This is a genomic window from Parabacteroides sp. 20_3 (assembly GCF_964238835.1).
GTDB classification, from domain to species: Bacteria; Bacteroidota; Bacteroidia; order Bacteroidales; family Tannerellaceae; genus Parabacteroides; species Parabacteroides distasonis.
Window position 1 is genome coordinate 212,130 of sequence record NZ_CAXSNO010000008.1, and the last position, 14,083, is coordinate 226,212.

Sequence of the window (14,083 nt, forward strand, 5' to 3'; positions counted from 1 at the left end):
TAATTAAATTCATTTACATGAAAAGAACACTTTACTTAAGTATGGTTTGCTTACTATCGGCCTTTTCGGCTGTGGGGCAAACCGGTTTGCGGGGGCTGAATCCGATAGAGAAGCAGAAACTGCAATTGCCTGAACTTCCGGCTTCGCAAAGCCGAGTCACGCTACTACGTTCAAGTGAAAACGTAGATTATACACAGGGAGTCTTTATTTTGAACGAGGACTGGTTTGGTCATAACAACAGTACTATTAATTTTATGACTTCTTCTGGTGATTTTGCTTATAGGATTTTCCAGACAGCAAACCCTGGTAAAGAATTAGGTTGTACATCTCAGTTTGGTACTATTTTTGGAGATAATATGTTTATTACTTCTAAACAGCCAAAGGATGGTGGAGCCAGTATTGAAGGAGGTCGCCTGAATGTGGTGGATGCCAAGACAATGAAAGTGAAAGCTCAATTTACGGATATAGGCGGAGGCGATGGGCGTGCTTTTTTAGGCGTGAATGACTCTGTTGGCTATATTGGCGCTTCAAACGGTATTTTTTTGTTTGATATAAAGAACTTGACGGTTGGAGACCAATTGAAAGGTGCCTCAAATTCCGGGGGACTTTATAATGGTCAAGTAGGAATGATGGTCCGGACAAAAACATATGTGTTTGCGGTTCAGCAAAGTAAAGGCGTTTTAGTGATAGATCCTCTAAAACATGAGATTATCAAATTGATAGAAGGAAGTTTCAGCACTTTGACACAAAGTAAGGATGGCAGTGTTTGGGTAGGTGCTGGATCACGCCTGTTATGTATTGATCCGGAGACTTTGGAAGAAACTTATCTATCATTACCCGATGGCTTGACTATACCGGATTCATGGTATGCTTGGACTGCGGGTGTTCTTTGTGCAAGTACGCAAGAAAATGCTATTTATTGGACAAAGGGAGGTGGTTTTAGCAGTGGTAATGAGATTTATCGTTATGAGATCGGTAATCCTTCTTCTATGGATAAACCGTTTTATACCATTCCGGAGAAGGGACGCGTATTGTATGTGGGTGCCGGTTTACGTGTAAGTCCAGATGACAAATTGTATATTTCCGCTTTTGAGAATTTTGGCTCTATAAACTATTGGCAATATGTTGTAGATGCTAAAACTGGCCGTCAATTAGGGTGTTATCCGCTAGAACCCAGCTATTGGTTCCCTGCCATGCATATCTTCCCTGATAATGAGGCTCCGGTTGTTAAAGATTTTACTTCGATAGAGGCTGGTATTAATGATGCGCCTATAACTGTATCTTTAAAAGATATGGCTACGGATAAAGACAATATAGCTGAAGCTATCTATAAATCCGTTAAATCAGTATCGAATGAGAGTCTGTTATCTGCATCTATTTTAGGTGATAATCTGACTCTAACATTGAAGCCGGATCAAACAGGAGAAGCTACCGTCTCCGTTAATTTCGATTCGAATGGAAAGATTGTCACAAAGGATTTGAAAGTGACGGTGAAAGGAAAAGCAGTTTATTTAGATAAGCATGAGTTATCTCAGAATGTGGGTGAAAAATCCACATTAAAGGTGACTGTTCCCGAAGGTGTTTCTGCCGTATGGACTTCTTCGAACAGCAATGTGGCGAGTGTGGTAAATGGAGAAATAACCGCTGTTGCTCAAGGTTCTGCCAAAATTATCGTGTCAGCAGGTAATGAGAAGGACACTTGTCTTGTAAATGTTTCTCTTTCAGTCCAAAGTTTGACTTTAGATGTCGAGAGTGATACGACCCGTGTACAGCGTGATGGTACACTCCAGTTAAAAGTTAAATTACATCCTGAAGGAGCGGTTCTACCTGAATTGCTTTGGAACTCCTCGAACACAAAGGTCGGTCATGTGAATAATAAGGGATTGGTTACGGCTTTTGCGGATGGACTAGCTGTTATTAAGGTTATGAGTGCAGATTCATCCAAAATGGATAGCTGTGTTATCAAGGTTCTAGCCAATATTCAATCCGTGAGTTTACCGGAATCAATATCCCTAAATACGAATTCGAATGGAAAGCAACATACTTATACATTGAAACCTACGTTTATACCTGCTAAGCCTACAAATACGGTTGTTAGTTGGAAATCTTCGAATGAGGATATTGTCACGGTTTCAGAGAAAGGCTTAATTACGGCTATTAAAGCAGGTGAAGCTACCATTACGGTGACTACGGAGGATGGATCGAAAACTGCGGAATGTAAAGTGAATTGTGTACAATGGCCGGATGCGGTTAAATTGGATTTGACATTTGTTTCTATGAAACCGGGTAACACGCAGCAATTGACGATAACGACAACACCAGATTCGATAGGTGCCGTACCAATGAAGTATGTTTCTGATACGCCGGATGTTGTTACGGTTGATAAGAATGGTGTATTGACCGCAAAAAAATATGGTGAGGCAATCATTACGGTGTCTCCGTTAAGTGGTGCGGATGTAAAAGCGACTTGTAAAGTTGCGGTTGAGATTCCTGTAACGAGCATCCAATTGGATAAAGATACGATTTGCCAGAAACCGAACACTTTCGCTCAATTGACCGCAACTATTAATCCGGGGGATGCTACATTCCAAGAACTGACATGGAAGTCTACCAGTATGAGCCCCGTGCGCGTGTCTAGCGATGGCAAGGTTTCTTTCGTTCGTCCGGGTAAATCAAATGTCGTCGTTACTTCAAAATACGGAGGAATAACCGATACTTGCGTAATAATCGTTGATTCAATCCATGTGGAATCTTTTGAATTAAAACAGCATGAGATGACAATCGATATCTCGAAGTCTGGTCGCTTAGAATGGATTTATGCGCCTGATGACGCATCTCAGACAATGCCCGATATAACGGCCGCTGATGAAGATATATTATATATTTATTATGATGGACGTATTCGTGGAGAAAAGGCGGGCTCTACTTGGGTCTATGCGAATATGGAAAATGGCAAGTTTGTCGATTCTTGTTTAGTCCATGTCGTATGTGATATAGATACTGTAACGTTGAATAAGAATCAAGCTACGATAGAACTAGGTCGTACGATAACGTTAACTCCGACAGTTAAAGTAAAACCAACCGTAGAGAATCCGGAAGAAGTGGATCAAACAGTTTATTGGAAAAGTGATAATAAGGAGATCGCTACCGTTGTGGACGGTGTAGTGACCGCTATTTCAGGAGGTTCTACTCGCATTTGGGTATATACGAATTACGGAGATATTCCTGCCTATTGTGATGTCACGGTAGTTCCGGTTACGGAGGCTCCTTCCTCTTCAGTTACAGGGGTTTCTTTAAATGCTTCTTCTTTGTCTTTAGATAAGGGCGAGACGGCTGTTTTAGCTGCGATTGTCACTCCTTCAAATGCGGAAAATAAATCCGTGTCATGGAGTAGCTCGGATATTACTGTTGCTTCTGTAGCCGACGATGGTACGGTTACCGCCGGAATTGCCGGTGTCGTTACGATAACCGTAACAACGGATGACGGTGGTTATACGGCCACTTGCGAGGTTACGGTAACCGACCCAGACTTGGATAAACCTGTGGTTGAGGCCGCTGATTCCACGGCTACGCTGACCTTCCCGAAAGTGCCAGAGGCTACCTTCTATGAGGTCTCCGTATACAAATATGTGAATGAGGTTCCCGTATTGTTTGGTGTTTACACGATGGATGCGGACGGGAATATCCTCACCAGCTTGCGAAGCGATCTGCGTTTAGGTACTCCGGATAAGATCGCTATATCCTTGCGGGATTTGGATGAAGATTCTGATTATATCGTGAAAATTACGGCTGTTAAAGAGAAAGACGGAAAGAAAGAGGTGGTAGGCACATTCTATAGTGAACCGTTCTCTACCTCTTCCGGGACGGTCAGCAATGAGACGATAGGTGCGGGTGAGGCCCGTATCTATTATTACGCCGGCTATCTGCATTTGAATAATCTGGAAGGCTATCGTTGCTATATCGTAGGATTCAACGGTACGGTATTGGATGCTTTTGAGGTGACCGATTTGAATGAGAGCCGTTTGATGAGTTTTTCCAAAGGATCTTATATCATCACTGCCATCAATGGCAATGATCGGATAACGAGGAAGTTCGTAATCAAGTAATATCGAAACAAGGTGAAGGAGAGTCAAAAGGCTCTCCTTCCTATCGTTATAACAATGTGATATGAATGACATTTTAAATTAATTAGCTTATGAGAAAATTTTGTTGTTTATTTCTATCTTAGTACCCCGTTATTGAGCAATTTTAAGCATGAAAAGATTCATAGTTCCCGCATTGCCGGACGAAACCTCTGAGGAAGAGGATGTTTACGAGCTAACGCATATCGATCACTTGTTTATAAGAGACCGGATCGAGATTCCGGGATTCAGTAATTACGAGACGTTAAAATGTGACTTTCATACCCATACGGTATTCTCCGACGGCTTGGTATGGCCCGATGCCCGGATATATGAGGCTTGGCAGGAGGGATTGGATGCGATAGCGATTACTGACCATATCGAGCACCGGATCAACAAGGTTATTTTGAAAGGAGATTTAAACGAATCTTACAAAATCGCTAAAAAAGCCGCTGACGACATGGACTTTATCGTGATTCCCGGAGCGGAAATAACACGTTCCAAGCCCTTGGGACACCTAAACGCCTTGTTTGTACAAGATGTCAATCTTATGGAGAAAGAAAATCCTGTGGAATCTATTGCCGAGGCAAAAAGGCAAGGGGCATTTATTGTGTGGAATCATCCCGGCTGGCCGAATCATAAGGCCACTTTATATCCCATACATGAAAAACTGATTCAAGAGAACATGATCGATGGTATAGAAGTCATGTCTTACAAGGACTTTTACCCGATTGCATTAGAATGGTGTTCCGGTTTTAAGAAAGCGTTTATGGCAAGTAGCGACGCTCATTGTGTTCTTTCCGGGATATACAGGAAAGGACTACGTCCCCTGACGCTGGTATTCTCGGAAGAAAGAAGTGAGAAAGGGATACGGGAGGCATTGTTCGCCGGTCGTACGGCCGCGTTATTCGATGGGAAAATCGCGGGAGAAGAAAAATACTTGGCCCCATTGGTCAAGGCCTGTATCCGGGTTAAGCGAATGAGGAATACGTGTTTGGAGGTAACCAATATATCTGATATTCCTTTCATTATATATTGCGAAAACAATTTATACCTGCTCCCGGAAAGAAAAACGATTATAATGATGAATCCTAAGGAAAATAGTTGGATAATGAAAAACTGTTTTATCGGCAGGAATAAGAACCTATCGATTTATTTCGATGATTTTTCGGTATGAGTCAATTTTCATCCAGCTCAGAGACCGGGCTCTAATGCGGCATATTACGTCTCTACAACTAGATATAAATTTCTCGGAAGGGCTAAACTTTTCGATCCGTAATTTCTCTAGTGCTTCCGACAATCCTCTGGCGGTAGCACGCTCATCGATCTCCCCTGTTTTCATCCGAACTGATCATGTGGGTATCTATATTAAATCGGATTACTATTGATAGTAACCGCATTTTTTATGGATAGTAGTCGGTATTTCCCTCGTCCTTATTTTTTAATTTATACAATATGCAGTATAGTCAAAAAAAAGCATTTAATAATATTGTGTATATTTTGAATTGTTTTTTATAAATTTGCTGCCGTATTGGTTCGCCTACTTTATTCAGGGTACGGCGATTAAAAGGGAATCAGGTGAGAAACCTGGACAGTCCCGCTGCTGTAAGCTCCAAAAAAGCTTTAGACATCAACTCATTGCCACTGTTTCCGGAAGGAACGGGAAGGAAGTTCTAAAGTGGAGTAAGTCAGAAGACCTGCCAATGCCGGATAACCGCCGCGATTTTACGCTACCGGGGTTTAGCGTAGGATTCAAAAAGGGGAAATATACGAAGTGAATATTGCTTTACATGAAGGATTGATCGGGTGAATCGTGACTTAGTACCTCCCGAACTTGAATCACAAAACGTTCCAACATTTTCCCGTTTATCTGCATTAAATAGATTTGATATCCGGCTAAATGCTCAAAGCGCAACGCTCCATTCTGATAGGAAACCTTTGGGATAACGGGAGCCATAGTCTCATTGCTCACCGGATCAGAAGATTTTTCTACCATATAGGTATCGATCACGTCCAAGCCATTCATGACTTGGATCTCTATCCGATAAGCGTCATCCCTCCCTAGGTTCTTCAGTGGGACGGATATAGTGCCGGAAGTAGCCCGTAAGCCTTTCGTCAGTAGTTCAGTAATGATATTGCCTTCCGCATCCGCTACGTAAGTGCCTATCTTTTTATAACTTCCATTCTCATATCTGTAGACACGAACCTCATAGGAGGTGGCTTCCTCCACTTTAGGGAATGAGATAACCGCCCCGGTCCCTTCAAAATCGATCTCAGGAGTAACCGTCTCCGTTACCGTCACCTCGCAAACAGCGGTATATCCGCCATCTACCGATCGGGCTGTTATTTTCACCACATCGGGCTTGGCACCTGTTACGACCCCATCTTCTACCGTTGCTATACCTGTATCGGAACTACTCCAAGTAACCTGCTTATTATCAGCGTTTACAGGAGAGATACTAGCTGCAAGGATTGCATTTGCTCCTGCTTGTAAACGCAAAGAAGACTTATTGAGAGAAATGGATGTTACGTGTATCACCGGGATCTCGGGTTCATCCCCTCCACCTCCAGAGGGTATTGTCGCTGCGACAAAGACATCTCCGGGCTGAGTTCCTTCTGATGTATTCATATTTCCATTCCAACTCCACGCATCCCAACAACCATCCGTCAATACACGGCTTGTAGCACCTAAACCTGAATAACTAAAATTCGAGGTTTGACTACTTCTCACAAAATAACTCCAATAACCATAATACCAACCGGCTTGCCAATGAATGCCATTGCTACAACTCCAATGGTCATAGTCATAAGATGGATATCCATATCTTTCCGCATTTATCGGGTGATAGATAACCCCGGTTTGTACGCCTTGTCGAATAGCCGCCGCTACGTCCCCCGCCGGATTTTCAGGAAAACCAGTCTGCCCCAACAAAGGATTCGTAATGGGAGGTTCAAATTTGAAAGCATTATTCGGTTCATTCTTGGCCACATCCAAATCATATCGGACGTCCAGATTATCCCCATATCCAATACCATCGATCGTATAACCCATCCAACCCGTATATTGGGTTAATAAAAGAAGTTTCTGATCGGCCTTCGCTATCGCCACGATCATATCGTGTCCGGTAGCCTCGCCATCCCAGCGATATCCCCAAACCATAGCATCCGGTCGATTCCCATCATGCCATTCGATCACTAAAGCGGCTCTCTTGCTGCCGCTTCCTACCCAAAACTGGATGTCATCAAAAGAAAAGCTGGCGTCAGCCCTTAACTGGGACTTTGTTTTCGCCAGCACATTCGGAGCCGAGGGATGTGGTTGCCCTTGAACCAATCCTTGCGCCGAAAGACCTACTACACACAAAGCCATTACAAAGAAAAGAGATAGAATTTTTCTCATAAGCTTTTATATTAAATGTAAAACTCCAAAAAACGATCAAGAGGGAATATAAAAGAAAGATCAAATAATCATGAATATTTCCATAGTCCGGGAGGAACTTCATCCAATATCTCTTCCATCCGGGAATTATCTACTGATAGGCGAAAAGGATGGCGATAAAAAGACATTTAAAATTCATATTACTCAATAATTAAATTTATTAACATGAGACGAACACTTTACTTAAGTATGGTCTGTTTGCTATCGGCTCTGTCGGTAGTAGGCCAAACCGGTTCGCGGGATCTGAATCCGATAGAGAAACAGAAATTGCAATTACCTGAATTACCCGGTTCGCAGGCACGAGCCTCGATGCTTCGATCCAATGAAAGCGTGGATTACACGAAAGGTACCTTTATCGTAAACGAAGATTGGTACGGGCACCAAAACAGTTCGGTGAACTTCCTGTCGGATGATGGGACTTGGACATATAACGCGTTCCAAAGAGAGAATCCGGGACATGAATTGGGATGTACGAGCCAGTTCGGTACGATTTATGGGGATTTGTTGTATATCGTGTCCAAGCAATCAAAAGATGGTGCGGCATCTGTAGAGGGAAGTCGCTTAGCGGTAATTGACGCGAAAACGATGCAAGTGAAGAAGGAATTTCAGACGATCAACAGCGCAGGAGCTGATGGACGTTCTTTTTTAGGAGTGGATCTGACGAAAGGTTATATCGGAACGAGTAATGGTATTTATGTTTTTCATACAGGATACGATGAAAAGACCGGAAAATATGATGAAAACCAGATGTCTATCGAGGCCAGCGCAATCGAAGGAACGACGGGAATTTCTTCCAGCGATTTGTATCATTCACAGATTGGAACCATGATCCGTGTTGGAAAATATGTATTTGCGGTACATCAAACGAAAGGATTGTTGGTGATCGATCCGAAAGAAGATAAAGTTATCAATATGATATTGAAGCCCGAGGAGGATAGTAATCATGGCTTGGGCTCTATCGTGCTTTCTAAAGATGGTAATTTATGGGCTAGCGTGACATTCGAGTTAACTGGTACCGGAGCGACAATGCCTTATATGTGGAAAGTGAATCCATATACGTTAACAACGCAAAAGGTAGATATACCAACAACGGATGGTATTGAGGAGATTCCCAACTCTTGGTATGCATGGACCGCCGATGGTTTCTGTGCCAGTACGAAAGAGAATAAGATCTATTGGAAAGGACAAGGCTCCGGTAGTTGGTTCACGGGATATAAGATTTTCTGTTATGACATAGATAAGGATTCTTTTTATCAAGTATTCGACTTTACAAAGCTAGATAAAGGAGATTGGCGTCTTTATGGTACGGGATTCCGTATTGATCCGGTGGATGATAATATGTATTGTTTCCTTTATCATGAATTCTTAAACCCGGAACATGAATTAGCGGTAATTAAAACAGACGGAAGAGGGGATACGAACGGAACAATGGTAGGTCGCTATCCTTATGAGAAAGTGAATTATTGGTTCCCTGCTTTGCCTGTGTTCCCGGATAACATGGCTCCGACAATCACAGACGGTTTACCTAGCGAAATTACGTTTTCCGCTGAAAAAACGAAGTATAGTAAATCAATGGATGAGATTATAGAAGATGGTGATAATATGATTTCAGCGGTTGTTACTACGATTGTGAATCCGAATCCGGAACTAATTAGTGTGGAGGTGATAAATAACACGTTGACTATTGCTCCGATCGTGGAGAGTATCCAAGAAGTGAAAGAAATTCAACTTAATTTTGAGTTTAACTCAAATGGTAAGATCGTAAATAAACAAGTTGTCGTAAAGTTGACAACTTCAACAGTAGCTCCTTTTGAGTTTAATGAAAAAGAGGTGACACTGGAAGGAAAAGAAAAAACTTTAACATTGGCTGTTACAGGATTAGCGGAAGAGACAATAGAATGGAGTAGTTCTCATCCTGAAATTGTGAGGGTTTCGGAAGATGGTACTGTCATTGGTGTCACTTATGGTACTGCGATAATTACAGCGAAGAGTAAGATACGCCCGACACTTTCTGCGAAATGTTCTGTTACTGTCAAGCGTCCAGCAATGACATTAAAGGAATCTTCTGTAGAATTATATGTTGGAGAAACAAAAGAAAGAGTGCTGACTCCTGTAGATAATAGAATAGAATTAGGAGAAAAGATAGAGTGGACTTCATCCGATGAAAATATCGTAACGGTGGAAGGAACGGCATATTATGCGAATGTTACTGCTCATTCTGCTGGTGTCGCTGAAATTATTGCGACAATTAAATCGGAAATAACCGGAGAAACTTTGTCTGTAACTAAACGTAAGGTAACGGTAGAAACATTTATACCTGTCGAAAAAATAGAATTGCGATTCGCATCTTCAGGAGAGTTGCTGCCAGAAGATGTCATAACGATGAACCTGAATGACAAGCTACAGCTTTCCGCTATTGTTAGGCCGGACAATGCCAGTTCGAAGGACTTGAAATGGTCTTCTAGTGATGAAACTGTTTTTTCTGTTAGTAATGCAGGAGTGATACAAGCAAAGGGTAGTGGTGAAGTGACTATTACTGTTTCAGCTGCGGGTAGTGATGCTTTAGCTTCGTGTCAACTTTCTTGTTCGTTTGAGTATGAAGGTGCGGCCTTTAAAAATAAGACTGTAAAATATAATTATAATGATGGTGCCGGAGAGTGGTTTTTGGAAATTCCTGTTGTTTTTAAACCAGCTAAGCCTGATTATATTGATATTATAGATGCTAGAGTTGAAGGAGATTTAGCGGATCGTTGGGGATTTGACAGTTTTGACGGTGAGAATTTAGTTTTGAACTGTTATGATGATACTCAAGGGACAGGAACACTTATAGCGACAGTCCAGGACTCGCAGACAGGGGAAACGAGTGAAATCTCTTGTCTTCTGTGTAGTGCAAATGATTTAACTAAGTTCGAATTGGAAAAAAGTTCATTGTTTATGAAAACCGATGAAACTTTTCAGTTAAAACCTCAAATAGAGTGGGGAGACGTAGAACCTGTAAAAGTCTTATATGTTTCATCGGATGAAACGATAGCTTCTGTTGATGATGGAGGATTGGTTACGGCCCATAAAGAAGGGAAAGCAAATATTGAAGTATATCTTGAAAATGGTTTGGCTTCTACAGAATGTCAGATAACTGTTGCAAAAGTTGCTGCTGCCAGATTAACAATTCTTGTACCAGATAGAATTGTGAAAGTGGGACAAAATGAAAGGTTTCAGTTCACCGCAAAAGTTTATCCTGATGATGTTAGTTTCTCTTCGGTAAAATGGAGTGGTTCTACTTATATTGATGAAAATGGTTTATTTCAATGTCGCAATATGTCTAAGCATACAATCATAGCAACATCGGAAGATGGTCAAGCGTCTGACACGTGTATGGTTTATGTACAAGGAGAAATACCTCTAGAATCCTTTAGTGTAGAACCTAAAGATATATTATGGGATATAAATGATGGACAGGTTTATGATTTGCGCTCTAAATTTAAATTTAATTATTATCCAATGAATGCGTCTTGCGCTTCTAGTACAATGCTTCCTGAAGTGGTTATCGAAGATGAGGATATTATTACTTATGTAAAACCGGATCCCTCAGGATTGAACGGAGGTTATAAACCATCAAAGGTTGGGACAACAGGAGTTGTGTTTGAGGCGATAGATGGCGGTTTTAAAGATTCTGTTCAAATCCATGTGACTGATAAGAGCTTAGGGGTTTGGGGTGTGACTTTAGAGTCTTCTCAAAGAGTAGCGGCTATTGGTGAGCATTTCACTTTATCTTATGAAGTACAAACTGATCCAACAAAGCCGGATGTGGAAAAAAGTGTGACATGGACTAGCAGTGATGAAAATGTTGCGACAGTTAATTCTAAAACAGGAGAGATCCAAGCATTAGCTGACGGTGAAACGGCAATTCGAGTGAAGACTGATACTGGTGGGTTTGTTGCGACGTGCACATTGTCTGTGGGAAAGGGTATTATAAAAGTGACAGGTGTTTCTTTAAATCAAGATCGGCTGGAGTTGCTAATAGGGCGTTCTGCTCAATTAATAGCGACAGTTCTTCCGGAAAATGCTAAAACAAAAACTGTAAACTGGTCAAGTGATAATCGATTGGTTGCGGAAGTCGATGAAGATGGCAATGTTTCCGCATATGAGGAAGGAACTGCTACGATCACGGTAACAACCCTTGATGGAGGCTATACAGCTACTTGTAAAGTGATTGTTTCTGCGGAACTGGAAAAACCGGGGGCAAATGTTACGGGTGTTAGCCTAAATGCGTCTTCTTTGTCTTTGAATAAAGGTGAGGAGGCTGTATTAGCAGCGGTGGTATCTCCATCCAATGCGATTAATAAATCAGTAACTTGGAGTTCTTCGGATGCCACGGTAGCCACAGTAACTAACGACGGTACGGTTAAGGCCGGTATCGCCGGTGTAGCTACAATTACGGTGACAACAGATGAAGGTGGTTATACCGCTACTTGTGAAGTAACGGTAATAGATCCGAATTTGGAAAATCCCGTGGTTGAAGTAAAAGATTCCACGGCTATATTAATATTTCCGAAAGTTCCGGAGGCTACTTTCTACGAGGTGTTTATTTATAAGTACGTAAATGGGATACCTGTATTATTTGGTGTTTACACGGTTGATGCAGAGGGTAATATCCTTACTGGCTTGATGAGTGAGCTTCGTTCTGGGGAACAAGAAAAGATCAAGGTCTCTATTCCTGAATTAGATGGAAGTTCAGAATATATCGTAAAAGTTACAGCTATCAAGGAAGGTGATGGTAGGCAAGAGATATTAGGAACATTCTATAGTGAGCCATTCTCCACATCCGGTCCGGTGGGTAATGAGGCTATCGGTGTTGGTGAAGCGATGATTTATTACTATGAAGGTCGATTGCATTTGAATAATCTGGAAGGTTATTCTTGCTATATTGTAAATATGAATGGCGCTATATTGGATCTTTTTAAGATATCGGGAATTAACGAGTCTCATCCAATCCAATATTCAAGAGGTGCTTATATTATAGTAGTGGTAAAAGATAATGATCGGATGAGCAAGACGATCGTTGTTAAATAAATAATGTATTAACAAATTAAACATTGATGAGCATGAAAAAGCTTTATCTTTTTCTCGCATTAATCTTAATGGCGGGAAGTATCAGCGCACAGCGTATGGTACAAGGTGTGTTACGTTCGGATTTACCGGCGGAAAAACAGAAAGCGGCTTTGATGTCCGCAAGGAGTAACCGTACTTTTTCTTTTGACAGTATTGATTTCTGGGTAGGTGATGGTGAAAACCGTGCGGCTATAGTTTTGACTTGGCATGACACTGATAAAACCGTACCCGATAATATGGTATGGGGATATCGATGGTCTGCTGATGTAGATACCATTTCTGGATTGAGCCTATTTGAGTCTGTGATGAAAGCTGATCCCCGTTTGGTTGGATTGGTTCAATATACAGGTTCAATGGGTTATACGATTAATGGCATTGGATACTGTGAACCAAGAGCGACTTCAATGCAAATATCTTTTCAGTTAGACAGCGCTAAAGCTCATGTTAGTTATACTTATCCAGATAATGCAGCAACACTTGCAAGAACTGCTATAAACCAAGGAAAATCATCAGGTGTTATTTATCATCCATTTGGTTCAAATGGAACAAGTTATCCTGCTTATGATTATGACTATTGGGTGGCTACGGCTACGGCAACTAACCACTGGTTCGCTGGTTGGTATTCCGGTTATTGGAGTTATTTCGTTCGTGATTCCTATACTCAAGATTTCTCTTATTCCGGATACGGGGCATCAAGCCGAAAAGTCCAGAATGGTACTTGGGATGCTTGGAGCTGGAATAGTTTTATGGGAACGACATCGGGAACAGAACCGGGTGATAATTTAGTAGCGGCAACTCCTATCATTTGGCTTAATAAGAAAGCTATTTCTTTGAGTGGAAGTGGAACCTATCAATTAGTTGCGTCTGTACAATCTGCTTATGCTTCTTTAACGGGTGCGGTATGGTCTTCTAAGAATACTGCTGTTGCGACAGTTGATCAAACGGGTAAAGTTACGGCTGTAGCTCCGGGTACAACTGAAATCAAATTAATTACAGCTAATGGTAAATATAACACGTACTGTAAAGTAACCGTAACCGGTACAGCCACGAAATCAGCGGCCGCAACCGCAAACATCTCTTATTCCGACAATACCTTGCATGTAAAAGATCTAGCCGGTTATACCGGTTACATCACGAACACCGCAGGTTCTGTAGTATCTACTTATGCGATCACCTCTTCTGATGACGTGAAAACAGTAAACTTGAATAAAGGTGTTTATGGCTTTACAGCGGTAAAAGGTACAGAGAAAGTCTCTGTTAAGTTTGTCGTGAAGTAAATCATCTCTTGATTTCGCTAGAGCGCTCTCTCTTACTCATGAGAGTACTCTAGCGTTACAGATTCCGTGAAAGATGTATGATCTTACGGCGATAAGATTATACATCTTACAACGGTAAGATCATACATCTTATAATGGTA

5 protein-coding genes and 1 riboswitch are annotated in these 14,083 nt (G+C 41.6%); of the genes, 4 read left to right on the top strand and 1 reads right to left on the bottom strand.

Annotated features, from left to right (window positions below; translation table 11 throughout):
- Nucleotides 1-17: 17 nt before the first annotated feature.
- Complete coding sequence (locus ACESPU_RS16870) at nucleotides 18-4,106, top strand: DUF5074 domain-containing protein (RefSeq protein ID WP_158532459.1); 4,089 nt, start codon at nucleotides 18-20, stop codon at nucleotides 4,104-4,106.
- 148 nt (nucleotides 4,107-4,254) lie between these two features.
- Nucleotides 4,255-5,298 carry a PHP domain-containing protein gene (locus tag ACESPU_RS16875; RefSeq protein WP_044546544.1) on the top strand — a complete coding sequence of 348 codons (1,044 nt, stop codon included), beginning with the start codon at nucleotides 4,255-4,257 and terminating at the stop codon, nucleotides 5,296-5,298.
- A 338-nt stretch (nucleotides 5,299-5,636) separates the two neighbouring features.
- A riboswitch (cobalamin riboswitch) is annotated at nucleotides 5,637-5,841 on the top strand.
- A gap of 66 nt (nucleotides 5,842-5,907) precedes the next feature.
- Here the strand turns inward: ACESPU_RS16875 and ACESPU_RS16880 are convergent.
- Entirely contained in the window at nucleotides 5,908-7,518 is a 1,611-nt protein-coding gene (locus ACESPU_RS16880; protein ID WP_373133545.1) for an Ig domain-containing protein, read from the bottom strand.
- A 204-nt stretch (nucleotides 7,519-7,722) separates the two neighbouring features.
- On the opposite strand from ACESPU_RS16880, the gene ACESPU_RS16885 reads away from it, so the two are divergent.
- Together ACESPU_RS16885 and ACESPU_RS16890 are read left to right on the top strand one after the other, a co-directional pair.
- The gene (locus ACESPU_RS16885) at nucleotides 7,723-12,627 is read left to right on the top strand and encodes a DUF5074 domain-containing protein (RefSeq protein WP_373133546.1); all 4,905 of its coding nucleotides are present in this window, start codon (nucleotides 7,723-7,725) and stop codon (nucleotides 12,625-12,627) included.
- A gap of 32 nt (nucleotides 12,628-12,659) precedes the next feature.
- Entirely contained in the window at nucleotides 12,660-13,943 is a 1,284-nt protein-coding gene (locus ACESPU_RS16890; RefSeq protein ID WP_227154235.1) for an Ig-like domain-containing protein, read from the top strand.
- Nucleotides 13,944-14,083: the final 140 nt, after the last annotated feature.

Bases quoted from the DNA above. Each gene is read 5' to 3' on its own strand.
- ACESPU_RS16890 (WP_227154235.1), top strand. From the start codon at position 12,660: ATGAAAAAGCTTTATCTTTTTCTCGCATTAATCTTAATGGCGGGAAGT.
- ACESPU_RS16885 (WP_373133546.1), top strand. From the start codon at position 7,723: ATGAGACGAACACTTTACTTAAGTATGGTCTGTTTGCTATCGGCTCTG.
- ACESPU_RS16875 (WP_044546544.1), top strand. From the start codon at position 4,255: ATGAAAAGATTCATAGTTCCCGCATTGCCGGACGAAACCTCTGAGGAA.
- ACESPU_RS16880 (WP_373133545.1), bottom strand. From the start codon at position 7,518: ATGAGAAAAATTCTATCTCTTTTCTTTGTAATGGCTTTGTGTGTAGTA.
- ACESPU_RS16870 (WP_158532459.1), top strand. From the start codon at position 18: ATGAAAAGAACACTTTACTTAAGTATGGTTTGCTTACTATCGGCCTTT.